Origin of the sequence: Paenibacillus sp. FSL R7-0210 (assembly GCF_038009085.1) — a bacterium.
Lineage (GTDB): Bacteria > Bacillota > Bacilli > Paenibacillales > Paenibacillaceae > Paenibacillus_AQ > Paenibacillus_AQ silagei.
The window spans coordinates 4,217,540-4,243,518 of sequence record NZ_JBBPAR010000001.1 but is presented as its reverse complement, the minus strand read 5'-3'; the positions used below and the strand labels follow the sequence as shown (position 1 = coordinate 4,243,518).

The window sequence follows — 25,979 nt, the reverse complement described above, 5'->3', positions numbered from 1 at the left end:
ATGACAACCACTTCAGCCTGCAAAGGATGCCGGGAGGAGTACAAGGTCACGGAAGCACAGATTGCCCGCATTCTGGCGTCCTCCATGTTCAACCCCGGCAATACCGCTTCAGACGAGGTCTATGCCGAGCGGCTTGCGCTTTGCGGGGCTTGCCCCAAGCTGCAGGATGGCGTAACCTGTACCGCCTGCGGCTGTATCATTCCCGTCGTGGCCCGGCTGAAGGCCCGCAGCTGTCCGCTGCCGGGCGGCGGCGGCAAGTGGCAGCCGGTGGCGGAATGACGGCCCACGCCTAACGGCTAGGGGCCAGGCGAAAAGATAGGCTAGAAGCCGCTCTTGTCATAAGAGACGGATCGATCACCGATAGCCCCTCCAACCTGCACAATGCGGCGGTTGGAGGGGCTTTTTTTTGCGTTGTGGAGGTGAGGGGGAGGAAGAGGAAATGAGAGGGATAAATCCATCTAATGCGGCGTGAAAGTGGGCTGGAGGAGGAAATGAGAGGGATTTATCCCACTGATGCGGCGGAAAGTGGGCTGGGTGAGGAAATGAGATGTATAAATCCCTCTAATGCGGCAGAAAGTAGGCTGGGTGAGGAAATGAGAGGGATAAATCCCACTGATGCGGTGGAAAGTGGGCTGGAGGAGGAAATGAGAGGGATAAATCCCTCTGATGCGGCGGAAAGTGGGCTAGATGAGGAAATGAGAGGGAAAAATCCCTTTGGTGCGGTTGGAAGTGGGCTGTATGGATGTTGCGAGGGGCATAAGTGCCCCTGAATTTGCTGAAAGTGAGCGTTGAGCAGAAATGAAGAGCACTAATGCACCTGAATTTTGCTGAAAGTGAGCGTTAAGCAGAAATAAGGAGTATTAGCTCTAAAAGTAGCTGAAACGAAAACTAACCTACCTACCTACCTACCTACCTACCTACCTACCTACCTACCTACCTACCTACCTACCTACCTACCTACCTACCTACCTACCTACCTACCTACCTACCTACCTACCTACCTACCTACCTACCTTCTACACACCCTAATCTGGCTTTCATATAGGACCCGGCAAATCTGCCACGCCATCTGTATAAAACAACTCAAACACCAAATCCTCGTTGTAGTTGCCGAAGCCCTTGCCGAACAGGGTGAGGCCACCAATATGCTCGGCATCCTCCTCGACAGAGAGCCGGAAGGTCCATTGTTTGTTGCGGATGCCTACCTGATCCAGGGTGACCTCCGACAGCTTTTGCCCATCCATGAAGGTACCCGTCTGAGTAATCCGCAGCTGCTTGAGCAGGCCGTATTGATTGGTGAGTGCAGGCCACCAGGCCGGGGTGTATTTTCCCGGATTATCTCCGTAGTCACCGGGGCTGGTCCAGAAGCCGAGCGATTGTCCGTTCAGTGTGAAGGTAATATCCGACGGCCAGTTGTTGTTGACCGACGGGGCTTCGGAGGCGATCTCCATCGTGATGGCAAGCTCCTCCGGCTGCTGGCTCGACAGCAGGAAATTCGGGATTTTATACTCCACGAACCCCTTTCCGAACCAGAGAATCCCGGCGTTCACCCGCTCCTGGTCCCAGAAATAACGGGGATCGTCAAAGTGCCCGATGACCCTCTCTGTCGTAGACAGTCCGCAGGTAGGCTCGATCTGGAAGTCGGAATAATGCCCCACAGGGATGTCCTTGCGGTACCCTCTGCGCGGAGTCCGGGCCTGTCCCGGAAAAACTATCTCAGCCCCGTCGGCGGCCAGTGTACAGATCTTCTGCAGACCGCTTTTACCGGGAGCCATATGGCTGCGGATCAGCCCGGCGGCTTCGAGCTTGCGCACATGCATGGTCATAATCGCACTGCTGAGCTTGAGGGCTGCGGCCAGCTCCTTCACGTTCATGGGCTTATCGGACAGCAGCCGCAGCATATGCAGGCGCACGGTACTGGACAGGGCCTCGTACACGGGCAAAGATTGTTCGGTTAGATCAAGTTTCATCGGATGCCTCCACGTTCAGGTTATATAGTTAATAATTATATTACTCAAATAAAATTTCTACAAGCCATGATTGGCTGCAGGCGAGCTTTTCCAATTTATATCACAGACAGGCCAATCTCTGTCCGCTATGATGTGAGATGAATTAGCAATGAAACAAGGTGCTCTTGCCGGAAGCGGCAAGGGATAACAGGGAATCGGGTGCAACTCCCGAGCGGTCCCGCCACTGTATGGAAGAGCTGCACTTCATGAGGTCACTCGGGAAGCCCCCGGGGAAGACGAAGTCTGCAGCGCCTGTATTCCAAGCCAGGAGACCTACCTTGTCTACGCACACCACGACTCTACGCGGATAGGAGCGGTGTACGGATAGGTTAATGAGAAGAGGCGTTCTGCCCTGATGGACCGGAGAAAGCTTGGTGCTTCAAGATGATCCCCGGTTATAGCTGCTGGATACAAGGATACGGCCCATAGTGATGGGACGGTGAAAAGCACCTTGTTCCGCTTCGCCACGGGTTGCGCGCTCTATCGAACTTGCCTGCGTACATACACTCCCACCCTATAGGGTGGGTTTTTTGGGCTTTATGATCTGTAATGGGAAATCAACAAACATGGAGGGTGACAAATGAAAAAGCACAGATGGTGGAGCTTTGCGGCACTGGTTGCCGGATTTATGGTGTACTTTATGCTGAACGAACCGGGGACGGCCCGGGCGATGCACATTATGGAAGGATTCCTGCCGGTTGGCTGGGCGGTGTTCTGGTGGGCGGCGTTTATCCCGTTCTTTGTCCTTGGAATCTTCAAGCTGAGAGCCATGACCCGGGAGAATCCGGAGCCTGAAGCTGCTGCTGGGTCTGGCCGGGGCGTTTACCTTCGTACTGTCTGCGCTCAAAATGCCTTCCGTGACCGGAAGCAGCTCCCACCCCACCGGTACCGGACTAGGTGCGGTAATGCTGGGGCCGCTGCCCATGAGCGTAATCGGCTCGATTGTCCTGCTGTTTCAGGCGCTGCTGCTGGCGCACGGCGGTATCACTACGCTTGGAGCCAATGCGTTCTCGATGGCGGTGGCGGGTCCTTTTGCCGGATATGCAGTGTATAAACTGATGATGAAAATGCCGGACCGCGAGAAGCTGGCCTTGTTCTGTGCGGCTGCGGTGGCTGATCTGAGTACGTACGTAGTGACTTCCTTCCAACTGGCGGTGGCTTTTCCGGCGGCGGAAGGCGGCGTTCTGGCATCTTTTCTCAAATTCGGGGGCATCTTTGCCGTGACGCAAATCCCGCTGGCCATCAGTGAAGGGCTGTTGACGGTGCTGCTGTGGAACTGGCTGAAATCGTATAGCCCGAATGAATTGTCGCTGCTGAAACGCAAGGTGAACGGAGGAAGAGCCTAATGAGCAATAAATGGAAAAATGGATTGATGCTGCTGGTTGTTATTCTGCTGGTCATTCTGCCGCTGCTGCTGGTCAATGGGGAATTCGGTGGGGCCGATGATGCGGCTGAAGGTGTGATTACCGAAATGAATCCTGACTATAAGCCGTGGTTCAAGCCGCTGACCGAGCTGCCGGGTGAGACGGAGAGTATGCTGTTTGCATTGCAGGCCGCGATTGGTGCCGGTGTGATCGGTTATACCCTGGGGCTGCTCAAGGGCAAGCAAGGCGGGACGAAGCAGCATAGCAGCAAGTGATCCGGCGGATTGACGTTCTCTCCTACAATAATGCTCTGCGCCAGTTGTCCCCGATGTGGAAAAGCTCGTTCGCAGCCCTGATGTTCCTGCTATCTTACACCGTACATCCGGTACTACAGGCTGCAATCACCCTATGGATGATGTCCTGGTGTGTAGTGCAGGCCCGTATTCCCTTCCGTGCTTATGGCATGCTGTTCGGCACAGCGCTGCTGTTCTATGCCCTTAGCGTACCGGCGCTGCTCGTGGAATTCGGGCATCCGGCAGCGGGAGAGGCAGGAATATTCCCGCTTCCGGGACTGAACCTGCCGGTATATGTTACAGCGGCCGGGCTTCAGCGGGCAGGGGAGCTGCTGGCCAGAATCTCTGCCTGCATGAGCTGTTTCTTCTTCCTGATGTTCACGACTCCGTTCAGTGAGCTTTTGCAGGTGCTGCGCAGGCTGCGGATGCCGCAGATTGTCCTGGAGCCTGATGCTGATTATGTACCGCTTCTTATTCCTGCTGAGTGATGCAGCGCATGGTCTGCTGCTGGCCCGCCGGCTGCGCGGAGGCCGTCGGGGCTACAAGGCCAGAATGCGGGAGACTGCGGCTATGGCAGGAGCGCTGTTCGGCAACACGATGCACCGGTATTACGGATTATCGCAGGGGCTGCTGGCCCGCGGATTCACAGATGAGATTATTCTCCCGCCTTATACGGCGCATCCTGTGCCGCGGCGCTATACAATCCAGGCTTATGCCGGGATTGCGCTACTGCTGCTGGCTGAGGCGTACTTTATCACTAACACATGAAAGGAGTCACCCATGGATCAGGAATCTAGCTTGGCTTGTGACGGAGTGGTGTTCCATTACCCGGATACGAAGGAGCCTGCACTGCATGGCCTGACGTTCTCCATCCCCGCAGGCAGCAAGACGGCGGTGCTCGGTCATAACGGTTCGGGCAAATCCACGCTGTTCCTGCATGCCGTCGGCATTCTGCGCCCGCAGCAGGGGACGGTTGTGCAAGGAGGGAAGGCGTTATCCTACTCCAAAAAAGAGCTGGCCGCTCTGCGGCGGAAAGTGGGCCTGGTCTTCCAGGACCCCGAGCAGCAGCTGATCCTCAGCACTCCGCTGGAGGATGTGTCGTTCGGGCTGCGCGGCAGCGGCATGGCTGAACCGGCTATCGCTGCGCGCTGCCGGGAGGTCATGGAGCTGCTGAATCTAACCGGTCTGGGCGATAAACCGATTCACCAGCTTAGTCTGGGCCAGAAGAAACGCACGGCACTCGCCGGTGTACTGGCTATGGAGCCGGAGCTGATTCTATTGGATGAGCCGACCTCGTATCTGGACCCGTTATCGGAAACGCAGATGCTGAAGGGGCTTGAAGCCATACATGATAAAGGGACAACCGTAGTTATGGCTACGCATGATATGGACCTGGCCTACCGCTGGGCGGACTGGATTATTGTGCTGGAGCATGGAAGATGCCGGGCGGCGGGGACGCCGGAGGAGATTTTTGCGGGACGGGAAGAGCTATTGTCCATCGGGCTGGGACTGCCGCTGCTGGCTGACTTATGGTTCAGCCTGCCTGCCAGCTTGACCGCAGGGCAGAGCGCTCCCCGCACCGCCGGGGAATTCAAGGTGAAGCTGCATAAGCTGCTTGCGCTTAACCACAGCTATTCATGAACGGGGGAAGAAGAATGAAGAGACAAGGAAAGCTGCTGATTATCGGCTTCGGCCCCGGAGCGCTGGAGCATATTACCGGCCGCGCACTGGCTGCGCTGGATGAGAGCGAGGCGGTCATCGGCTATACCACTTATGTAGATCTGATCAGGCCGCTGCTGCGGCACCAGGAGATTGTCGGCACGGGGATGACTGAAGAAGTCAGCCGGGCCCAGGAGGCCGTCCGCAGAGCAGAAGAAGGGCAGAGCATTGCGGTAATCTCCAGCGGAGATGCCGGTGTCTACGGAATGGCCGGGCTGGTCTATGAGGTACTGATCGAACGCGGCTGGAGCCGCTCAGAGGGGGTACAGGTGGAGGTGATCCCGGGAATATCGGCGATCCAGTCTTGTTCCTCGCTGCTTGGAGCGCCGATTATGCATGATTCCTGCACGATCAGCCTAAGCGATCATCTTACGCCCTGGGAGAGCATTGCTGCGCGTGTGGAAGCAGCGGGGGCGGCAGATTTCGTCATTGCGTTCTATAATCCGCGCAGCGGCAGACGAACGCGCCAGATTGAAGAAGCGCGCACTATTCTGCTGCGTTATCGTGATCCGGCTACACCGGTAGGCATTGTCAAAAGCGCCTACCGTGACCGCCAACAGACGGTCGTAACGACGCTGCAGGAGATGCTGGAGCATGAGATCGGCATGCTCTCAACCGTGGTGGTCGGCAACTCTGCTACCGTTGTCTATGAGGACCTGATGATTACGCCGCGCGGATATGAGCGCAAGTACAATCTCGGATCACAGGCGCAGACGCTGAAGCCGCACGAGCGGCTGCGCACGGCAGCAGAGCCGTGGTCGCTGGCTGCGGCGGAGTCTGGGCAGGCAGAGGGGGCAGCTGGAGCCGGAGCGGCACAAGCTGTGGATGCGGGGAGAGAAGCCGCTGTTGCAGGAAGGGAAGCTGCTGTATCAGGAAGAGAAGCGGAATCAGTGAGAATGGAAGAGGCTGCTGCGCAGAGCCTGGCTGCTGCTCCGCAGGTGGAGCGGCTGCGGAGCTTGTCCGGTCGCCTGAAGGCATCCACCGATTCTTCCTTCGAGCTGGAGATTGCTCCCGCAACCGGCAGCCGCAGCTTCAACGGTGATCAGATGAAGCTGCTGGCTGAGCTTGCAGGCAGCGATGGGCAATTGGTCTATACGAAGGACGGGTATTTCCTGCTGCGCGGCAGCCGGAGTGAAGGAGCAGAGTCAGGGGCAAGGCTGCTGGAGGCCGGACTGAATGTAAGTACGCCTGGAGATTACGTGAAGGTGAAGACCTGCGGATTCTGTGAGCCTGCGCAGAAGCGGGGCGTTAAGTGCTGCTGTCCGGCTCCACACCCTGCTGCATGGAATGGCTGTGCCCAGAGAGCTGCACATCAGTGTAGCCGGCTGCGGGATGGCTTGCAGGCTCCGCTGTGCTGGATGATATCGGACTGGTAATGTCGCGCGGCAGCTATGAGTTGTATCTCGGCGGCAAGAAGTCCGGGCGGGGCGCCCATGCAGGGATTTTGGTGCGTGAAGGGATGGACGAAGAGCAAGCGGTAGCCGCTGTAGCTGCCGCAGTTGATGAATATAGGACTCATGGCCGGGAGCAGGAGCGGTATCATGCGTTCCGGGAACGGATGGACAGCGCAACAGGGAGTGCAGCCCATACATCCGATAACGATAACAGCAAAGAAGGAGTGCAGACGATGAGAACGGTATTACTGGTGGGACACGGGAGCCGGGTTCAAGCGGGAAATGAGGAGCCTGCTGGAATTCACCCGCCTGATCGCAGCCCGTAAGCCGGAGCCTGAAGGTTGAGACTTGCTTCATAGAGCTGGCCTCGCCTTCCATCGCTGGCGGAATTGCCAGATGCATTGAGGGCGGTGCGGCGGAGATATACGTAGTGCCGATTATTTTGTTCGCGGCGGGGCATTCCAAGCTTGATATTCCAATGGCCATTGATGAAGCCAAGCAGAGATATCCCGGGGTGAAGTTCATCTACGGACGTCCGCTGGGGGTGCAGGACCGTGCCGTCGATATTCTGCTGGAGCGGATTCAGGAAGCAGAACGACTTCCACTCCTGCAGGTGAAGGCGGCTGGCGGAATGGACCTGGACCTGCGCGGGAACGGTGCATCCACGATTGAGGATAAGGACACCATCGTACTGCTGATGGGACGCGGAGGCAGTGACCCGGATGCTAACAGCGATCTGTATAAAATAAGCCGGCTGCTCTGGGAGAGAACAGGCTACCGCAGCGTGGAAAGCTGCTTCATTGCCATCGCCAAGCCTTCGCTGCCGGATGGGCTTGAGCGCTGCCTGGCGCTGGGTGCGCGCAGAATTATCGTTCTCCCGTACCTGCTGTTCACCGGAGTGCTAATGCAGCAGTTCGCAGAGAGAGTGGCGCAATTCGCAGCGGAGCATCCCGGGCTTGAAGTGGAGATCGGCGGCACACTGGGCGCACATCCGCTGCTGGTGGATATGCTGACAGAGCGGATCGAGGAGACGCTGGAAGGGCGTGCCTTCAGCAACTGCGATAACTGCAAATACCGCGATGCAGCCTCTTTGCATCATCACCATCACCATCATGGTGAGGAGGAGCACGGGGAGCATGGGCATGGACATCACGGGCATGGGCATCACAGTCATGAGGGACATGGACACGGGCGCCATGAGCATGGAGATGAAGAGCACGGACACGTACATCACTGCCATGAGAAACATGGGCATCACGAATGTGCGCATCACGGGCATGGGAATCAAGGGCACACGCACGAGCATGGGCAACATGAATGTACGCATCACGGGCATGAGGAACATAGGCACGGGCATCACTGTCATGGACAGGATGGGCGGAATGGGCAGCATGATGTAACGGAGGCGGCGGCTCCGGCAGACAACCGGGCGCTTCGCCAACCTCGATGATCTTCATGTTATGCGGCACCAGCGACGCCCGGGAGCTGGCACAGAGCCTGCAGCGCCAAGGCCTGCCGCTGCAGGCCAGCGTGGTGACGCCCAGCGGGGCAGAACGCCTTATGGCCGCAGGCATCCGCACCCGCGTCGGCAGACTGGACCGCGCGGCGATGATCGCTTTGCTGCAGGCGGGCGGGTACCGAGCCGTGGTGGACGGCAGCCATCCTTTTGCGCTGGAGGCCCATGCTAATGCAATGGAATCTGCTGCTGCGCTGGGGTTGCCTTACTTCCGCTACGAGCGGCAGAGCCTTATCTATAACAGCCATCCCCGGCTGTTGCTAGTGCATTCCTATGAAGAGGCTGCGCGCAAGGCTAAGGAGCTGAAGGGCTCTGTGATGCTGACTACCGGCGGCAAAACGCTGGAGATTTTTGCGGAGGAGCTGCTGGGAGATCCGGACATCCGGCTGACCGTAAGGCTGCTGCCTTGTCTGGAGAATCTGGAGAAGTGTCTGGCCCTTGGGATAGAGCAGCGGAATATTATTGCGCTTCAGGGCCCTTTTAGCAGAGAGATGAATGAGGCCTTATACCGGCAGTACGGCACCCGGGTGATGATTACCAAGGAGAGCGGGGCCGAAGGCTCGGTGGATGAGAAGCTGCATGCCGCGCTGGATATGGGGTTATATGTGATTTTGATTATGCGGCCGGGGCTGTCCTTCGGGGATGGCGGAACGGTGTTTGATTCTTTTGACGAGATTACGGCTGCTGTGAAGAATGCGCTGCTAATGACGAGGGAAGAGGGATGAATGTGGATTTCGGGACAGAGTTCAAGCCGGTGACCGTACAGCCGCAGGAGATAGAGGGTCTAAGCTTTCAGATGATTACGGAGGAGCTGGGTGAACATTCGTTTAGTGCATTGGAGTACCCGATTGTACAGCGGATTATTCATGCTTCGGCTGATTTTGAGCTGGGGCGCAGCCTGGTGTTCCATCCCGGGGCGATTGAGGCGGGGATTCACGCCATTCTGCAGGGCAAGCCGATTATAGCGGATGTGCGGATGGTGGAGGCGGGCATTGCCAAGGAGCGGATTCAGCGGTACGGCGGCGAGGTCTGGGTACATATTTCAGATCCTGATGTGGTGGACGAGGCGAAGGCGCTGGGAACCACAAGGGCGATTATCGCAACGCGCAAGGCCTGCGCACAGGCACCGGGGGAATCTATGTCATCGGCAACGCGCCGACTGCCCTGCTGGAGCTGATCCGTCTGGTAAAAGCAGGCGCCGCCCAGCCCGGACTTGTCATCGGCATGCCCGTTGGCTTCGTCTCTGCGGCGGAATCCAAGGATGAGCCTGCGCAAGCTGGATATTCCCTACATCACCAATATCGGCCGCAAAGGCGGCAGTACGATCGTGGTCGCCGCAGTGAACGCACTAAGTCTGCTGGCCGTCCGCCGGGCGGCGGGCGAGCTGGGTTAGCTTGATCAGAGAATCAGATCGCTGAAGCGTAGGGCTGGTGAGTTGTCATATCCCGCTTAAGGTGCAAGTGGTATGCTTAATCGCACTCTGTACAACTAAATGCTCTGATGTACGAGTGAATAGCCATTTAGCTGTAAAACGTGGAGCGACCGAGCCTAGGTTGAGTAACTTAGCAGGTGGAACCCCTGCTTGGAAAGGCGAAAGCCACGCCACCAATAGCGAGTCTTGGAGCGGCAAGGGTAACCCTGCCGTTTAAGCGTAGACAGTTAGGATGCAGGCCTGAAAGTGATGGAGCCTCGAAATGCAGCAAACGGGAAGGTCGACGGGCTCACTTTCCCGGAAGACAACATGACTCCAGCCGAAAAAAAAAAAAAAAAAAAAAGGCGAGGATGGAGGAGCTTCCCCGGGGTCGAAGAGCCAGGCATGTATACCCATGGTTACTCAGCAACTCGGGAGACCCTGACGCTCTTCTGCGAGAGAAGTACTATTTAGGAACCTTTGCAGGAGTATGGCAAACAAGCCGTAACACGTAAGAATGTCAAACGGCGTTCAGGGAGTCGGATTGCCGCATAAGACCTGTGAAACCCCTGTAATGGGGGCGGAGGAAAGGCAGGCGACACCCCATCAATCTTGGTAAGGACACATTGGCCACACACAGAGGTGGGAAAAAAATGGAAACGAAATTAACAAGAATAGCAGAAATGGCCAAAGCAGATCCGAAGTTACGGTTCAACTCCATCGGACATCTCATTGACACAGAAGCATTAAAGAGAAGTCACAAAGAGATGAAACCGGGAAAGGCAACCGGAGTCGATGGATCGACCAAAGAGACGTACGAAGCCAACGTGGAAGCGAATGTAACACACCTGGTGGACCGGTTAAAGCGAAGAAGCTACAGACCTCAGCCCGCGAGAAGAGTGTACATCCCAAAGGACGGGAAAAACATGCGGCCCCTAGGAATTCCTGCGTATGAAGACAAACTGGTGCAACATGCGCTGAAAAGAGTACTGGAAGCCATTTATGAACAAGACTTCATGGATTTCTCGTATGGATTTCGCCCGAACCGAAACATGCACAGTGCGCTGAAACATCTAAACCGGGTCATCGAGCAGGGAAAAACCAGCTATGTCGTCGATGCAGACATCTCCGGCTTCTTCAACCATGTAAATCACGAATGGCTGATGAAATTCCTCGAACTGCGAATCGGAGATCCAAACATCCACCGGCTGGTGAGACGGATGCTGAAAGCAGGTATTCAGGAGGATGGACACTTTGAACCGACGGAGGAAGGAACTCCCCAAGGTTCGGTGGTGTCGCCCCTGCTAGCCAACGTCTACCTGCACTATGTCCTTGACCTATGGTTTACCGTGACGGTGAGGAAGCAGTGCGGGGGGCAAGCCGAAATGGTGCGCTTCGCCGATGATTTTGTATGCTGCTTCCAGTACAAAGAAGATGCAGAACGCTTCTATACCGCACTTGTGCTCCGGCTGGAGAAATTCGGGTTAAGCATTGCGGAAGAGAAGACGAAAATCATCGCGTTCGGTCGTTTTGCGGAAGCAGAATCACGGAGGAAGGGCGAAGGGAAACCGAAAACATTCGATTTCCTAGGCTTCACGCACTACTGCGCCAAGAGCCGAAAAGGAACCTTCCGGGTAAAGCGTAAAACGAGTGGGAAGAAATTCAGACAGAAGGTCAGAGCCATGAAGAGCTGGGTCAGGTGGAATCGCCACATGAAGCAGGAGGATTTCCTAGGCGTCATCCGGTCCAAACTGTCGGGACACTACCGATACTATGGAATCACGGATAACTCGGAGAAAATAAAAACCTATTACATGCAAACGCTCGACTTGATCTATACATGGCTAAACCGCAGAAGTCAGCGCAGGAGTTTCACCTGGGAGAGGTTCTACGAAGTGCTAAACGAATTCAGGCTACCTAAGCCGCGGATCTACGTCAATATCTACGATTAAGGCCAATTGTGAACGATGGGGTGAAGAGCCGTATGCGTAAATTGCGCACGTACGGATCTGTGAGGGGTAGGGGCACAATCCACGAAGGAAAGGCCCCGCCTACTCGACCAATTAAACTTTTCTATAATCGGTGTTCTCCTTGATTTGGGCAGATATAGTTGTACAGATTACAGTTAGATGAGGAAATCCTCCCTTTTTGCGGGTTTTAAATGTACAGAATACAACTATCTCAAATTATGTACTTCTTTAGTTCTAATAGTATTCTGTACAACAGAATTCGTGATTTTATAGTTGAAATCTGGTTCTACTGTAGTTCATACACTTGATTTCTGGATAAAGGCTCCAAAACACCTCCCCCGCCAAATTCTAATGTACAAAATGCAGCAGACTCACTTTTTTGGCGGATATGGGGTTCAACTAATGTACAAAGTGCAATGGAGCCAGAATTTGTATAAAAATCTCCTGATTTGCTTAGAAGCAGCAGTATAATCAGGTTATATAGAGAGTAAGACAGGTTACCTGCCCAGGGCGAACGCTCAGAGGATAAGCTTCAGCGATGTGCAGATTGTTCAGATTCTGAGGATTTATTCTTAGACCAACAGCAAAGAGGGATTGCCATGACCAAGGAAATACCCGGTCACGCCGTCAGGCAGAACCGGAGCCAAGAAAGCGGTGAGGCAGGGGCGGAGCAGGTAGAGCAGGTAGGGCAAGCGTATGTACTCGGATTCGATCATGCAGCTGAGCGAATAGAGCAAGCCAGCCGCCCCGAGTTCGATCAGGCAGCCCAGCAGGTGGAGCACGCAGCCGGCTCCGAGATCGAGCAGATGGCTGGGCAGGTACAGCAGGCTATCGAACCCGGATTGCCCGGATTCGATCAGGCAACTGAGCAACCGGAGCAAGCCAGCTGCCCCGAGTTTGATCAGGCAGCCCAGCAGGTGGAGCAAGCAGACGGCCCCGAGATCGAGCAGGAGGGCGATCGTGTACAACAGTCTGCTGGGCCTGAGTTCGCACAATCGCCCGATACCGGATCGCCTGATCACGATTCCGAAGAAGCGCCCCCTGCTCCCCCGCTGCGCAGGGGCTACACGACAGGGGCCTGTGCCGCAGCGGCAGCCGCAGGTGCGGCCACCCTGCTCATTACAGGGGAGAGCCTGCCTGTGGTAGAGATTGATCTGCCGGCCGGGTTCCGTCATACCTTTGAGCTGACTGGCTGGCAGCGCGCAGGGTCGCACACGGCAAGCTGTGCCACAGTGAAGGATGCCGGAGACGATCCGGATGCGACGCATCTGGCGTGGATCGAGGCGGCGGTGAGCTGGCGGGATCAGCCGGGCGTGGAGATTGACGGGGGCCGCGGTGTTGGCCGGGTGACGAAGCCGGGGCTGCCGGTGGGCGTGGGAGAGGCGGCGATTAATCCGGTGCCCCGGCGGATGATTCAGGAGGCGGTATCCGCCGTACTGGAGGAGCACGGTGCAGTGCGGGGCCTGAGGGTAGTCATCAGCGTGCCGGAGGGCGAGAGCATCGCCATGAAGACGCTGAATCCCCGGCTGGGTATTCTGGGCGGCATTTCGATCCTGGGCACACGGGGCGTGGTGACCCCATTCTCCACCGAAGCCTATAAGGCGAGTGTGGTTCAGGCCATCTCGGTGGCGGCTGCGGCGGGGAACCGGCAGGTTGTGCTCACCACAGGCGGCAGCAGCGAGAAATACGCCATCGCAATGTTCGCAGAGCTTCCGGAGGAAGCTTTTATACAGATGGGTGAATATGTGGGCTTCTCGCTGGAGCATGCCAAGGCATACGGAATTCGCAAGGTTACCTTCGTCGGGATGGCCGGCAAATTCTCCAAGGTGGCTCAGGGGGCCATGCTGATTCACTCCAAGAACGCGCCCGTCGATTTCGGATTTCTGGCAGCCGTTGCGGCGGGTGCGGGAGCGTCCCCTGAGCAGGTGCAGGAGATTGCTGCCGCCAACACAGCCTCACAGGTCGTGGATATGATGACTGAGGCGGGGAATCACACTTTTTTCGAGCAGCTGTGCAGGCATGCCTGTGAACAGAGTCTGGCGCATATGAACGGAGGCATGATTGTGGAAATGGTGCTTATTACAATGAAGGGCAGGGTGCTGGGAAGGGCGGAGATTCATGGATAACCTGATTTATGTGATCGGGATCGGTGAGGATGGTGCCGGCGGCCTGACCCCGGATAGCTTAAGCATAGTGAACAACAGCGAGGTGCTGCTGGGCGGCGAGCGGCAATTGAATTTTTTCGGCAGATACAGAGGGGAGAAAATCGTTCTGCAAGGCGGGCTGAAGCCTTTTACAGACAAGCTGGAGGAGGTGTGGCGTGAGCGGCGGACGGTGGTGCTGGCCTCGGGGGACCCGTTCTTTTTTGGGATTGCCGGGTATCTTGTCCGCAGGTTCGGGCCGGAGCATGTGGAGGTGATCCCTCATTATAGCAGCGTGCAGCTTGCGTTCGCGCGGCTCGGGGACAGCTGGCAGGATGCCGAGCTGATCAGTCTGCACGGGCGTCCCATTCAGGGACTGGCCCAGCGTATCGACGGCAGGCACAAAATCGCCCTGCTGACAGACGAGAACAACACCCCTGCGGTCATTGCCGCTTATCTGCAGGAGTTCGGGATGGTGGAATATGAGGCGTTTGTCTGCGAGCGGCTTGGCGGCGCAGAGGAGATCTGCCGGTTCTGGACGCTGGAAGAAATGGAGACCAGGGAGTTCGCGGCGCTTAATGTCGTGATCCTGCGCCGTAAGCAGGAGGTTTCCGCTCCCGTGCGGCGCGGATTCGCTTATCCCGACGGGGAGTTCCGGCAGCGTAAGCCGGAGAAAGGCCTGATTACGAAGCGCGAGGTCCGCGCTCTTGTGCTGTCGGAGCTGAACCTGTCCGAGGATGCAGTCGTGTGGGATATCGGCTCCGGCTCGGGTGCGGTGGCTGCGGAATGTGCGCGGATCGCCAGACTCGGGAGGGTCTACGCTCTGGAGAAAAGTGCGGAGAACCTGCCGAATATGGCAGCGAACCGTCTGAAGTTCCGGGCGGATTTCGAAATCATTCAGGCGAAGGCGCCGCAGGGCTTAGCGGCTCTACCTGACCCGGATGCCGTCTTCATCGGCGGGAGCGGCGGTGAGCTGGCGGCCATTATTGAACATAGCGCTGCGAGGCTTCAGCCCGGCGGACGGATTGTGGTTGGGGCGATTACGGTGGAGACCCTGCATGGCAGCATGGAGGCGCTTAAGGCCGCAGGGCTGGCCTGCGAGGTGACGATGCTTCAGGCGTCGCGCGGCAAGCCGATTCTCGGCATGACCCGGTTCGACGGAATGAATCCCGTCTATGTGGTCAGCGGCCGGAGGCTTCATTAATCATCAGACAATAACGAAGGAGGAACCCGCAATGAAGACCGATGTAACTGAGCCGCGTGAGCAGGCTGCGGAGGGACAGGAAATATCGTCAGGAGAAGCTGCAGGGACGCTGTGGACAGAAGCAGCGATACAGGCGGCCAGTGCGTTATTTGACCCGCTGGATGCAGAAGAGCTGGAGCTGGAGGAAAGACTGACTCCCCGGGCGCTCGGAACGTTATACGGCATAGGCGTGGGCCCCGGCGACCCGGAGCTGATTACGCTTAAGGCTTGCCGTCTGCTGCGGGAATGTCCGGTGATTGCCTACCCGGCAACCAAGAAGGGTGGCAAATCCTACGCCTATGAAATCATTGAGCTGCATGTAGACCCGCAGGACAAAATCATGCTCGGACTGGTCTTTCCGATGACGAAGGACCCGGAGCTGCTGGCCGGCGGCTGGACCCGCACGGTAGAGCTGTGCTGGGGAGAGCTGAGACAGGGGCGGGATGTGGCTTTTGTCACGGAAGGCGATCCTAATCTCTATAGTACCTTCATTCATCTGGCCCGGCTGATGCAGGAGCTGCACCCCGGTGTGCCGGTCGTCTCGGTTCCGGGAATATCCTCGGTGCTGGGCGCGGCGGCTGCGCTGGAGCAGCCCCTGGCAGACGGCAATCAGCGGGTGGGGATCATCCCGGCTACGGACGACAGGGAGGCGCTTCGGGAAGCGCTGCTGCATCATGATACGGTGGTGTTCCTTAAGGTGGCCAAGGTGCTGGATATGGTGCTGGATGTGCTGGATGAGCTGGGCTTGTCCGGCCGCGCCTCGGTGGTAACCAAGGTCACCTCCCCTTATGAGACTGTCTGGCGCGATGCACGGGACCTGCGGGGCAAGGAAGTGGAGTACCTGAGTCTGATGGTGGTGAGCAAATGACTGAGCTTGCGTCGAAGGTATACATTGTAGGTGCCGGACCGGGCGACCCGGAGCTGATCACTGTAAAAGGCAGCCGAATCTTGCGCTCCGCTGATCTGGTGCTGTATGCGGATTCGCTGGTCAGCGAGGAGCTGATCCGCAGCGCTAAGCCCGGTGCGCAGGTGCTTCAGAGCTCGGGCATGGATCTGGAGCAGCAGGTGGAGCTGATGACGCTTGCCGTGCAGTCCGGTAAAAGCGTAGCCCGCGTCCACACCGGAGACCCCGCCATGTACGGCGCGATTCTGGAGCAGATGTCGCTGCTGAAGCTACGCGGCGTCGCTTACGAGATTGTGCCGGGCGTCAGCTCGGTTTTTGCCTCTGCGGCGGCGGTTGGCGCAGAGCTGACCGTGCCGGAGCTGACGCAGACGGTCATTCTGACCCGTGCGGAAGGGCGCACACCCGTGCCGGAGCGCGAGCAGCTGCGCAAGCTGGCGGAGCATCACTGCACGGTGGCGCTGTTTCTGAGTGCATCACTGGCCGGTCATGTGAGCAGTGAATTCCTGGCCGCAGGCTGGAGCCCGGAGACCCCGGTGGCGGTCGTGAAGCGGGCCACTTGGCCGGATCAGCAGATTCTGCGGACCACGGTTGAGAAGCTGGAAGCGGACCTGCAAGGTGCTGGCATCACCATGCATGCCATGATCCTGGCCGGCTGGGCGCTGGACCCCGGGCTGACGGACCGCGATCAGCACCGCTCCAAGCTGTACGACAAGACCTTCACCCACGGCTGCCGGGAAGGAATCGGCTCCGGTGAGTAAGCGGTATGCGGCTGTTGCGATTACGCGCAGCGGGATAGAGCTGGCTGTGAAGCTTGGAGGGCGGCTTGGCGGGACTGAGGTCTTTGTCTATGCCAAGTATAGCGGAGAGCTGGAGGCGCGGAGCGGGGAGATCACTGTTTTTGACGGACCGGTCAGAGGGTTGCTGCCTAGGCTCTTCGGGAGCTATGAGGCGGTCATTCTGTTCTTCTCACTGGGGGCGGCTGTCCGGCTGACGGCTCCGCTGCTGGGGGATAAAAGAACCGATCCTGCTGTCATCGTCATCGATGAGCGCGGGGAGCATGTCATCAGCATGCTCTCCGGCCATCTCGGCGGAGCGAATAAGCTGACACTGGAGATTGCGGAGCTGCTGGGCAGCCACCCGGTGATCACCACGGCTTCGGATGTGCAGGGCACCTTCGCTGTTGACCTGCTGGGCCGGGAGTACGGCTGGCGCGCGGACAGCTTCACCCCCATGAAGGGGGTTAGTGCTGCGCTCGTTAACGGGGAGCCGGTGGCCTGGGTGCAGGAGAGCGGGGAACGTGACTGGCTGCCGCCGGGTGCTGAGGTGCCGGAGCATGTCTCTATGTTCGCAAGCAGGGCTGAGCTTCGGCATAGCGGACGCAGCTTCAGCGCAGCGATTGTGGTAAGCGACCGGGTGACGGAGGAACCAGAGGAGGACGCACCGGCAGATACTACTCTGGCCGAGTACATTGTAGTGTATCGCCCGCGCAGTCTGGTGCTTGGACTCGGCTGCAACCGCGGGACGTCTGCGGATGAGCTGGAAGCGGTGGTTCTTCACACTCTGCACGAGCTTAATTTGTCGCTCCATAGTGTGCGGAATGTGGCGACAGCCGGGCTCAAGGGGGATGAAGCGGGACTCTTGGCCTTGTGCGCCAAATACAGCTGGGAGCTGGTTCTGTACACCCCGGAGCAGCTCAATACAGTAGAGCTGGACCATCCGTCTGAGGTGGTATTCAGGGCAACCGGGGCTTACGGCGTCTGTGAACCTGCTGCGCTGCTGTCTTCAGGTGCGCATTCGCTCCTGCAGCCTAAGCTCAAGAGCGGCAATGTGACCATCGCCGTAGCCCGGATTGTCTATCCCGGAGAGAAGGAGGGGAAGAGCGGTGAATGAGCTGAGGAATGCAGCCGGATATGAAAAAAAGCTTGGATCAGCCCCCCGTGAGCCGCAGGCGCATCCCCGCCTGGTCATCGCAGGCACAGGCAGCGGCTCGGGCAAAACAACGGTCACACTGGGGCTGATGCGCGCTTTTGCCCGGCGGGGCCTGAACGTTCAGGGCTTCAAATGCGGCCCTGACTATATCGATCCCGCCTATCACACTGCGGTCACAGGCCATCCCTCGCGCAACCTGGACTCCTGGATGACTTCAAGCGACTATCTGCAGGAGTATTTCCTGCAGGCTTCGGCGGATGCTGACCTGTCCGTCATTGAGGGCGTGATGGGGTTGTATGACGGCAAGGAAGACACAGCACTGACCGGATCCACGGCGGAGATCGCCATCCTGACCGCCAGCCCTGTGCTGCTGGTGGTCGATGTCCGCAGCATGGGGCGCAGTGCGGCGGCGATAGTGCTGGGCTTCCGGCAGCTGGAGCCGCAGGTGCAGATTGCCGCCGTTCTGGTGAACCGCTGCGGCAGCGAGGGTCACTACCGGTTAGTTAAGGCTGCCATTGAAGCAGCCTGCGGGATTCCCGTGATTGGCTGGCTCCCCCGCGACAGCGGGCTGGACATCCCGGAGCGGCATCTGGGCCTGCTGCCCGCTGTGGAGCGAGGGGAGCTTGCGCCCTTGTTCGAGCATGCCGCCGATATGCTGGAGCAAGGCACGGATCTGGAACGGCTGCTGGAGCTTGCGGCTGCCGCTCCTGCTGTGCAGGGGCAGCCTGTGTCGCCGGAGCAAGAAGCCTTGCTTGCCTGCAAGCAGACGCCGGACCAGCAAGTCCGCTCCCTTACATATGCGGCTGAACTTTGTAACCCCACTGCTCAGATACATAAGACACAGGCAGGCCCGGCGGGGCCTGGCCCGCTCATTGCCATAGCCCGGGATGCGGCGTTCAATTTCTACTACGCCGATAATCTGGAGCTGCTTGCACATGCGGGTGCTAAGCTGGCTTACTTCAGCCCGCTCAGCGGTGAAGGCATTCCGCCGGAAGCGGACGGCATCTATCTCGGCGGCGGCTTCCCGGAAGAATTCGCGGCGGTGATTGCCGCGAACCAACTCTTCCTAAGCGGCCTGAGATCCGCCGCAGACGCTGGAATGCCAATGTATGCGGAGTGCGGCGGCTATATGGTGCTGGCCCGCAGTCTGACCGACCGCACCGGCACGGTGCATGAGATGGCCGGAATCATTCCGGCGCATACCGTGATGCAGGAACGCCGGGCGGCACTCGGGTATCGTGAAGTTACGGCACTTCACGACTGTCTGCTGCTGAAGCAGGGCGAGCGTCTGCGCGGCCATGAATTTCATTACTCCGTCATGAGCTATCCTGAGGGGGCAGCCCGGACCTATGCCTACGAGAGTAAGGGCAGAGGGGGCAGCCAGCCGGAAGGCTACATCAGCGGCAGCATTATGGCTGCTTATGCGCATATCCATCTGGCCTCCCATCTTTCGGCAGCAGCCCGGCTTGTAGCAGCCTGCCGGGCCTATCGTGACAGCAAACAGGCTGTGCAGCAGCATGTTCCCGGCTCCCGCAACCAACAAGTGGAATAACGTATTTTAATTTATTAATTTTCATGGGATGCCCGGCAACAAGTGGAAAAACAACATCAATTCATGTTACTTTTAGCTACTTGGGCTAAAATGGGCAACATTAAGTGTTGTTTTTCCAACTGTTGTTCTAGCATCGGCTATTCGTTCATTAGCAAGTGTAGAAAATCCAACTACCCCCGTCCCGTTCAATGCGGCCTAAGCCTCATCAGCAAATCACTTATTCATACTGTATGTCAACCGCTTGTCATACGTATATTTGATACGTATAATAGGACAAGAGAACGCTTCATTATCGCGCACGGGCTGGTCAACGGGCAAGTTCCAGCGCAGGAAACTATCATTGTATTTATCGTATCTCAGGAGTCTATCGAAATTATCAGAAGCAACAGCATATGGATGCATCAGGAGAAGGGGGAACGCTGCAGTGAAATTGTTGGGAGCGATTGAAGCAGGGGGAACGAAGTTTGTATGCGGTATCGGGAATGAGGACGGGACGATTATCGACCGGGTGAGCTTTCCGACGGCTACTCCTCAGGAGACTATGGGCCAGGTAATGGATTATTTCAGCGGAAAATCAGTGGAGGCTATCGGGATCGGTTCCTTCGGACCGATTGACCCTGTTATCGGCAGCCCCACCTATGGATATATTACAACCACACCGAAGCCGCATTGGGGCGGATATAATCTGGTTGGAGCCGTGGAGGAGCAATTCCGGGTTCCGATCGGCTTTGATACAGATGTAAACGGCGCAGCGCTGGGCGAGTACACCTGGGGAGCAGCGCAAGGGCTGGACAGTTGTCTCTATATCACGGTGGGCACCGGGATTGGTGCCGGTGCTGTGGTAGGCGGGAAGCTCGTTCACGGTCTGTCCCACCCGGAGATGGGCCATATTCTGGTCCGTCGTCATCCCGAGGACCACTACGAAGGCTTCTGCCCTTATCACGGCGATTGCCTGGAGGGTCTGGCGGCGGGTCCGGCCATCGGCAAGCGCTGGGGTAAGCCCGCGGGCGAGCTGCCTGCGGATCATCCGGCCTGGGCGATGGAGGCCCACTATCTGGCTCATGCTCTTATGAACTATGTGCTGATCCTCTCGCCGCAGAAGATCGTAATGGGCGGCGGTGTGATGAAGCAGAGCCAGCTCTTCCCGCTGATCCATGCCAAGCTGCAGGAGCTGCTCGGCGGATATGTGCAGCATCCAGCGCTCAATGAAGAGATTGGCAGCTACATTGTGCCTCCGCAGCTTGGAGATAACGCCGGTCTGTCGGGAGCACTGGGTCTGGCCAAGCTGGCTTTAGACCGCAAGTAGGATATTTTGTCAAAAAGAGATTGACTGTTACGTAATATATGGTATTCTAGGTTTTAACAGTATAGCATTTAAGAGGAAGCACCTCTTTCACGAATGTCGTGGGAGAGGTGCTTTTTTTGCGTTCAGAGCGCTCATGCGTACTGTAAGACGACGAAAGAAGGGATTCATATGCAGATCGTATTTATGAACCGTTTGTGCAGAAGATCAGGAATGGACGAAGAGAATTTTGCCCAGCTGTGGATTGGAGAGGAAGAGGGTCAGTGGCGTCTTGGCTGGCGTGATTTCTCCGGCGAAGAGGAGACGGGCGACAGCCTGTGGTATGAAGGCGGATCATGGAATGAGATGCTGTGTGTTTACCGGCACGAGCTTGCCGTGAAGATGGGGGATGGCTACCGCCCGCTGATTGACGGGGTATTTCATGATGACGATAACCTCAGCAGCCGCAGCCAGGAGCAGCTTAAGCTGCAGTATTACAGTGAGCAATACGGGAATGAAGCCATCTTCGAGGAGCTGTGCTCCTGGCGCAGAGGGAAGGCCTCCAGTGAGCGGAAGGCGCCTTATATCCTGGCCAGCAACCGACTGCTGCGCATGATCAGCGCATTTCTTCCCCGCACGGAGGAGGAGCTGCTGCAGCTCCCGGGTGTGGGTGAAGGCAAAGTCTCACAGTATGGTGCAGACTGGCTTAGCATCACCGCGGCGGCTGAGCGTGAGCATGATTTTCCGCTAAGCTGGGTGAATCATGCCATAGACGAAGAGAGCTTCGTATCCTGGCACTATAAGCAGAAGGAGCTTAAGTACAAGAAGCAGCTGGAGCGGCTGAGACTGCGGCGCGTTCTATTACAGGGGATTGAAGAGGGACAGGGGATGGAGCAGCTCAGAGTGCTTAGCGGAGTTTCCCGCCGTGAAGTGCTTGAAGTGGTAGAGGAGCTGGAGAAGGACGGCTACTCGGCCGAGAAGCTTATTGCCCTGGAGCTGAGAGAGGTGAGTCCCGAAGAACAGAACAATATTTGGACAGCCTATGAACTGATCGGCGACAACTTCCTGAAGCCTGTCCTCTACAAAGCCTACGGCGACAACTTCGTACCTGCTGACGGACTTGATCTGTATTACGAACGCCTGCGGCTGATCCGCATCCGCTTCCGGCGGGAGCATCCGGCGGCGTTAGGGATAGTTACCCCTCAATAATTATTGAGTCTGATGGCCTGCATCAGTCCCAATCTACGGTCCTGATGACCGGAATTCCTGATCGGCGCAGACGCATTACATACTGGTGACATACCAAAAAGACGAAGGCTCTCCGAGTCCCGGTAGCCGGGTATACGGTGCCTTCGTCCTTCGTATTCGTCCGCTCTGCTTCATAGCCACTCCTTCTTACGGAAGATAATTAGCATTCCGCAGCCTAGCGTCACCATAACGGCAATGACGCCATAGTAGCCGTACTCGGTGTGGATCTCCGGGATATTGTCAAAGTTCATGCCGTAGATTCCGGTAATCACGGTCAGCGGCATGAATATGGTAGTAATTGCTGTAAATACACGCATGATTTCATTGGCTCGGTTCGCAATACTGGACTGATAAGCTTCGCGCAAGTTGCCCATGAGATCGCGGTATGTTTCGAAGGTCTCAGAGATCTTGACCGCATTCTCATAAATATCGCTGAAATACTTCTGCAGCTGATCGTCGATCAGGCGAAGATCCTTCTTGTTGAGTGTGTTGATAACTTCCTTCTGCGGGCCGAGCATCTTCTTCAGCCAGAGAATCTCACTGCGCAGACCGATGATCTCGCTCAGATGCGATTTCTTGGTATGCATGAGGATGTCTTCTTCCAGCTTCTCGATCCGCGCTTCAATCCGGTCACCGACCGAGAAGAAGTTGTCGACAACGAGGTCGATCAGCAGATACAGGAAGCGGTCAGGCGTACTGACCTCCTGCTCCCACAGTACGGGCTTCAGGACACGCAGTTCATGGATCTTCTGCTTCGTAACGGTAATAATGAAATGTCTGCCAAGGAATACATTGAGTGCACGGAGGAAGATTTCCTCATCATCGAACCGGATGCTGTTCACCACGATGAAATAATGACTCTCATAAATCTCCAGCTTCGGACGCTGATCCTCTTCACTTAGACAGTCTTCCACAGCCAGATCATGCAGGCCGTATATAGGCTGAAGCTCTACAAGGTCCTCCACATCGGCATCAATCCAGTAGAACCCCTCAGCAGGGGCGGTTAAAGTTTCTTCAATATTGTCAATAGGCGTAAAAACCCCTGCATTCACCAGCCGGATTTTCATCTGATTCACTCCTTATGTCCCTGGTCTTCTCCAGGGGTATGCTAATTTCAGCACACGGAAAAAATCAGCTTGGCCGGTGGTACAATCATGGACGAAGGCCAAAAGACGGTCCGAGAGCATGAAGAAAAAGGGCTCCCGCCGCCGGCAAGCTGATGTTAATCCTGTGTGGTTGTTCATTCTGCACGCTTATTCGCGAGCCCGGGTCGCCTTCCATTGTTCTCTCACCTCTTCTTTTCGCCGTTTTTTTTGAAATATAAGAATGTATAGGTTTCACACGATCCCTTATCCTTATATTTCTCGCTGAAACGGTACCGTCCTTTAAAGGGACGGCAAAGCCGTTTCCACTTGGTTGAAACACTTGTCTAGTATAACGCCGGGATATGGCTCTTACAAGAGAAATTGTTTTCTGTTATAAGGCCCCTTCAGCATTGTATGGACTTGACGAAAAGGAGGTTCATGATTTAAAGTGAAATTTAAGAAAAAGCATCGTTCAGATGCTTAAGGTTATTCAACTGAATACAGCTAAATCTTATCAAGAGCAGGTGGAGGGACTAGCCCGATGAAACCCGGCAACCGGCGTGTGAACGCACGGTGCTAATTCTTGCGGAAGCTTTGCAGGGCGTTGTTCGTCCGGCGGAAGTTCTCTGGCAGATGAGAGAGGCGCATATGACTGCATGATATGACCTTTCTCGCCCGGGAAAGGTCTTTTTTCGCTACCCTGCCTCAGGTTGAACCACCAAGTGGAACCCCATTTCAGTTAAGGAGTGAACAGCAATGCCTATCAAAATTCCCGACAGCCTGCCGGCCAAAGAAGTATTATCCGGTGAGAATATTTTTGTAATGGATGAAAGCCAGGCCTTCCATCAGGATATCCGTCCTCTCCGGATCGCCATCCTGAACCTGATGCCTACCAAAGAAACTACTGAGACCCAGCTGCTGCGCCTTATCGGGAATTCCCCGCTTCAGGTGGATGTTGTTCTGCTGCACCCCAGCTCCCATACGTCGAAGAATACTTCGGCAGAGCATTTGAAGAGCTTTTACAAAACCTTTGATGAGATCAGCCACCGCCGGTTCGACGGCTTGATTGTAACCGGCGCTCCCGTAGAACAGCTTGAGTTCGAGGATGTCAACTACTGGGAAGAGCTGAAAGTGATTTTTGAGTGGAGCAAGCAGAATGTAACCTCGACCATGCACATCTGTTGGGCGGCGCAGGCAGGGCTGTATCATCACTTCGGCGTGCGCAAGGTGAGTCTGCCGGACAAATGCTTCGGAGTGTTTCCGCATACAATGAGCCATAATAATGTCAAGCTGCTGCGCGGCTTCGATGAAGTGTTCCATGTTCCGCATTCCCGCCATACCGACGTCTCCCGTGAAGATATTGAGCAGAACCCGGAGCTGCAGATTCTGGCAGAATCCGAGGAAGCCGGGGTGTACCTGGTGGCTACGCATGACGGGAAGCAGATTTTTGTCACCGGACATTCGGAGTATGATCCCTTCTCCTTGAAATGGGAGTATGACCGGGATATCGCCAAGGGGCTGGAGGTTGCCCTGCCGAAGCACTATTATCCCAAGGATGATCCGACACGCACACCGCCGGCAGTCTGGCGCGCCCATGCTAACTTATTATTCGCTAATTGGCTCAATTACTATGTATACCAGGAGACTCCTTACGATATCGGGGCATTTATCTAAGAGGTTGACTTATTCTTAATAGAAGTAATTAATCAGGAGGGCAATGGAGATGGATGAGAAACTGAGAATTGAGAGCAGACTGGCACAGATTGGTTCAATGGAGGACCCCGCCACCGGGGCCATTAATTACCCGATTTATCATGCGACAGCCTTCCGTCACCCGCGGCTTGGACAGAGCACAGGCTTTGACTACATCCGCACCAAAAATCCTACCCGCTCTGTCCTAGAAGAAGCGGCAGCGGCCCTGGAATCAGGGGATGCCGGCTTCGCCTGTGCCTCCGGTATGGCTGCACTGACTACAGTGTTCACCTTGTTTGGACAAGGGGACCATCTCATTGTATCGCTGGACTTGTACGGCGGTACTTACCGGCTGCTGGAACGGATTCTCTCCAAATACGGCATCAGCGCCTCCTATGTAGATACGAATGATCTGGATGGCCTGGAAGCGGCCCGCCAGCCGGGCACGAAGGCTGTATTCATTGAGACACCGACCAATCCGCTGATGATGATTACGGATGTCGAAGCCGTATGTACCTGGGCCCGCCGTCACGGGCTACTCACAATTGTGGACAATACGCTGCTGACCCCGTTCTTCCAGCGCCCGCTGGAGCTTGGCGCAGATATCGTGGTTCACAGTGCGACTAAGTATCTGGGCGGGCATAACGATGTGCTGGCGGGGCTGATTGTGACCAAGGGTGCAGAATTGTCGGCTGAAATGGCTGTCCTGCATAACTCCTTGGGAGCCGTTCTCGCGCCGAATGACAGCTACCAGCTGATGAAGGGCATGAAGACCCTCGCCCTGCGTATGGAGCGGCATGAGAGCAACGCCCTGGCTATTGCCCGTTATCTGCAGGAGCATCCGGCTATTGCCGAGGTCTTCCACCCGGGCCTGCCGGACCATCCGGGTTATGCCATTCAGAACCGCCAGTCCTCCGGCAACACCGGGATCTTCTCCTTCAAGGTAAAAGAGGCCAGCTATGTGGAGCCGTTGCTCCGCCATATCAAGCTAATTGCCTTCGCCGAGAGTCTGGGCGGTGTGGAATCGCTGATGACCTATCCGGCGATACAGACCCATGCCGATATTCCGGCTGAAATCCGCGATGCTGTAGGCGTGGATGACCGGCTGCTGCGCTTCTCTGTCGGCATAGAGCATGTAGATGATCTGATCGCCGATCTCGGGCAGGCCCTGGAGGCCGCCGGGAGCGAGCTGGAATAAGGCGATGCGCCGCCGGACCTGCCCGGCAT

General features: G+C 56.6%; 22 protein-coding genes, 2 pseudogenes and 2 riboswitches. Of the genes and pseudogenes, 22 read left to right on the top strand and 2 right to left on the bottom strand.

The features are described from left to right. Window positions 1-279: a DUF6171 family protein gene (locus tag MKY64_RS18205; RefSeq protein WP_340954857.1), complete on the top strand. Its 279-nt coding sequence runs from the start codon at window positions 1-3 to the stop codon at window positions 277-279. Between the two features lie 758 nt (window positions 280-1,037). On the opposite strand, the gene MKY64_RS18200 is transcribed toward MKY64_RS18205, so the two are convergent. After that, the gene (locus tag MKY64_RS18200; RefSeq protein WP_339254968.1) at window positions 1,038-1,970 is read right to left on the bottom strand and encodes an ArsR/SmtB family transcription factor; all 933 of its coding nucleotides are present in this window, start codon (window positions 1,968-1,970) and stop codon (window positions 1,038-1,040) included. A 139-nt stretch (window positions 1,971-2,109) separates the two neighbouring features. Then, window positions 2,110-2,304: riboswitch (cobalamin riboswitch) on the top strand. A gap of 285 nt (window positions 2,305-2,589) precedes the next feature. Between MKY64_RS18200 and MKY64_RS18195 the strand changes: the two are divergent. The 19 genes and pseudogenes from MKY64_RS18195 (at window position 2,590) to MKY64_RS18105 (ending at window position 21,936) form a co-directional block, all read left to right on the top strand. Beyond that, a pseudogene (locus tag MKY64_RS18195) lies at window positions 2,590-3,355 on the top strand (energy-coupling factor ABC transporter permease). Then, entirely contained in the window at window positions 3,355-3,648 is a 294-nt protein-coding gene (locus MKY64_RS18190) for an energy-coupling factor ABC transporter substrate-binding protein (protein WP_036722466.1), read from the top strand. The pseudogene MKY64_RS18195 and the gene MKY64_RS18190 overlap by 1 nt, the downstream one beginning before the upstream one ends. Continuing rightward, a complete protein-coding gene (locus tag MKY64_RS18185; protein ID WP_340954853.1) occupies window positions 3,645-4,154 on the top strand; it encodes a CbiQ family ECF transporter T component in 510 nt (169 codons plus the stop codon). Before MKY64_RS18190 ends, MKY64_RS18185 begins: the two co-directional genes overlap by 4 nt. Beyond that, complete coding sequence (locus tag MKY64_RS18180) at window positions 4,126-4,434, top strand: CbiQ family ECF transporter T component (RefSeq protein WP_340954850.1); 309 nt, start codon at window positions 4,126-4,128, stop codon at window positions 4,432-4,434. Before MKY64_RS18185 ends, MKY64_RS18180 begins: the two co-directional genes overlap by 29 nt. A 12-nt stretch (window positions 4,435-4,446) precedes the next feature. Beyond that, window positions 4,447-5,307, top strand: coding sequence for an energy-coupling factor ABC transporter ATP-binding protein (locus MKY64_RS18175; RefSeq protein WP_340954848.1), 861 nt, complete (start codon window positions 4,447-4,449; stop codon window positions 5,305-5,307). Window positions 5,308-5,321: 14 nt separating this feature from the next. After that, complete coding sequence (gene cobJ / locus MKY64_RS18170; RefSeq protein WP_340954847.1) at window positions 5,322-6,761, top strand: precorrin-3B C(17)-methyltransferase; 1,440 nt, start codon at window positions 5,322-5,324, stop codon at window positions 6,759-6,761. After that, window positions 6,737-7,105, top strand: a complete 369-nt coding sequence (locus MKY64_RS18165) for a hypothetical protein (RefSeq protein ID WP_340954844.1) — start codon at window positions 6,737-6,739, stop codon at window positions 7,103-7,105. The genes cobJ and MKY64_RS18165 overlap by 25 nt, the downstream gene beginning before the upstream one ends. Before the next feature lie 8 nt (window positions 7,106-7,113). Further along, window positions 7,114-8,229: a sirohydrochlorin chelatase gene (locus MKY64_RS18160; protein ID WP_340958117.1), complete on the top strand. Its 1,116-nt coding sequence runs from the start codon at window positions 7,114-7,116 to the stop codon at window positions 8,227-8,229. After that, window positions 8,226-9,020 carry a precorrin-6A reductase gene (cobK, locus tag MKY64_RS18155; RefSeq protein WP_340954841.1) on the top strand — a complete coding sequence of 265 codons (795 nt, stop codon included), beginning with the start codon at window positions 8,226-8,228 and terminating at the stop codon, window positions 9,018-9,020. The genes MKY64_RS18160 and cobK overlap by 4 nt, the downstream gene beginning before the upstream one ends. Before the next feature lie 2 nt (window positions 9,021-9,022). Further along, window positions 9,023-9,688: pseudogene (locus tag MKY64_RS18150) on the top strand (precorrin-8X methylmutase). A 671-nt stretch (window positions 9,689-10,359) separates the two neighbouring features. Next, on the top strand, window positions 10,360-11,658 hold the full coding sequence (gene ltrA / locus MKY64_RS18145) for a group II intron reverse transcriptase/maturase (RefSeq protein ID WP_340950427.1): 1,299 nt from the start codon (window positions 10,360-10,362) through the stop codon (window positions 11,656-11,658). A 959-nt stretch (window positions 11,659-12,617) separates the two neighbouring features. Beyond that, window positions 12,618-13,802 carry a cobalt-precorrin-5B (C(1))-methyltransferase gene (locus MKY64_RS18140; protein WP_445671728.1) on the top strand — a complete coding sequence of 395 codons (1,185 nt, stop codon included), beginning with the start codon at window positions 12,618-12,620 and terminating at the stop codon, window positions 13,800-13,802. Next, window positions 13,795-15,021, top strand: coding sequence for a precorrin-6y C5,15-methyltransferase (decarboxylating) subunit CbiE (cbiE, locus tag MKY64_RS18135; RefSeq protein WP_340954838.1), 1,227 nt, complete (start codon window positions 13,795-13,797; stop codon window positions 15,019-15,021). The genes MKY64_RS18140 and cbiE overlap by 8 nt, the downstream gene beginning before the upstream one ends. Window positions 15,022-15,052: 31 nt before the next feature. Further along, complete coding sequence (cobI, locus tag MKY64_RS18130; protein WP_340954836.1) at window positions 15,053-15,928, top strand: precorrin-2 C(20)-methyltransferase; 876 nt, start codon at window positions 15,053-15,055, stop codon at window positions 15,926-15,928. Continuing rightward, on the top strand, window positions 15,925-16,722 hold the full coding sequence (cobM, locus tag MKY64_RS18125) for a precorrin-4 C(11)-methyltransferase (RefSeq protein WP_076079758.1): 798 nt from the start codon (window positions 15,925-15,927) through the stop codon (window positions 16,720-16,722). The genes cobI and cobM overlap by 4 nt, the downstream gene beginning before the upstream one ends. Continuing rightward, complete coding sequence (locus tag MKY64_RS18120; RefSeq protein WP_340954835.1) at window positions 16,715-17,854, top strand: cobalt-precorrin 5A hydrolase; 1,140 nt, start codon at window positions 16,715-16,717, stop codon at window positions 17,852-17,854. Before cobM ends, MKY64_RS18120 begins: the two co-directional genes overlap by 8 nt. A 70-nt stretch (window positions 17,855-17,924) precedes the next feature. Further along, the gene (locus MKY64_RS18115) at window positions 17,925-19,445 is read left to right on the top strand and encodes a cobyrinate a,c-diamide synthase (protein ID WP_340958116.1); all 1,521 of its coding nucleotides are present in this window, start codon (window positions 17,925-17,927) and stop codon (window positions 19,443-19,445) included. A 424-nt stretch (window positions 19,446-19,869) separates the two neighbouring features. Continuing rightward, a complete protein-coding gene (locus tag MKY64_RS18110) occupies window positions 19,870-20,751 on the top strand; it encodes an ROK family protein (RefSeq protein WP_051477785.1) in 882 nt (293 codons plus the stop codon). A gap of 168 nt (window positions 20,752-20,919) precedes the next feature. Beyond that, window positions 20,920-21,936: an HRDC domain-containing protein gene (locus MKY64_RS18105; protein WP_036722453.1), complete on the top strand. Its 1,017-nt coding sequence runs from the start codon at window positions 20,920-20,922 to the stop codon at window positions 21,934-21,936. 170 nt (window positions 21,937-22,106) lie between these two features. On the opposite strand, the gene corA is transcribed toward MKY64_RS18105, so the two are convergent. Further along, entirely contained in the window at window positions 22,107-23,042 is a 936-nt protein-coding gene (gene corA, locus MKY64_RS18100; protein ID WP_209873045.1) for a magnesium/cobalt transporter CorA, read from the bottom strand. A 526-nt stretch (window positions 23,043-23,568) separates the two neighbouring features. Continuing rightward, a riboswitch (SAM riboswitch) is annotated at window positions 23,569-23,700 on the top strand. Window positions 23,701-23,816: 116 nt separating this feature from the next. On the opposite strand from corA, the gene metA reads away from it, so the two are divergent. Together metA and MKY64_RS18090 are read left to right on the top strand one after the other, a co-directional pair. Beyond that, window positions 23,817-24,734, top strand: a complete 918-nt coding sequence (gene metA, locus MKY64_RS18095) for a homoserine O-acetyltransferase MetA (protein ID WP_036722451.1) — start codon at window positions 23,817-23,819, stop codon at window positions 24,732-24,734. A 49-nt stretch (window positions 24,735-24,783) separates the two neighbouring features. Continuing rightward, window positions 24,784-25,950 (top strand): aminotransferase class I/II-fold pyridoxal phosphate-dependent enzyme, encoded by a 1,167-nt coding sequence (locus MKY64_RS18090; protein WP_340954830.1) that lies wholly within the window; start codon window positions 24,784-24,786, stop codon window positions 25,948-25,950. The last annotated feature ends 29 nt before the right edge of the window (window positions 25,951-25,979 follow it).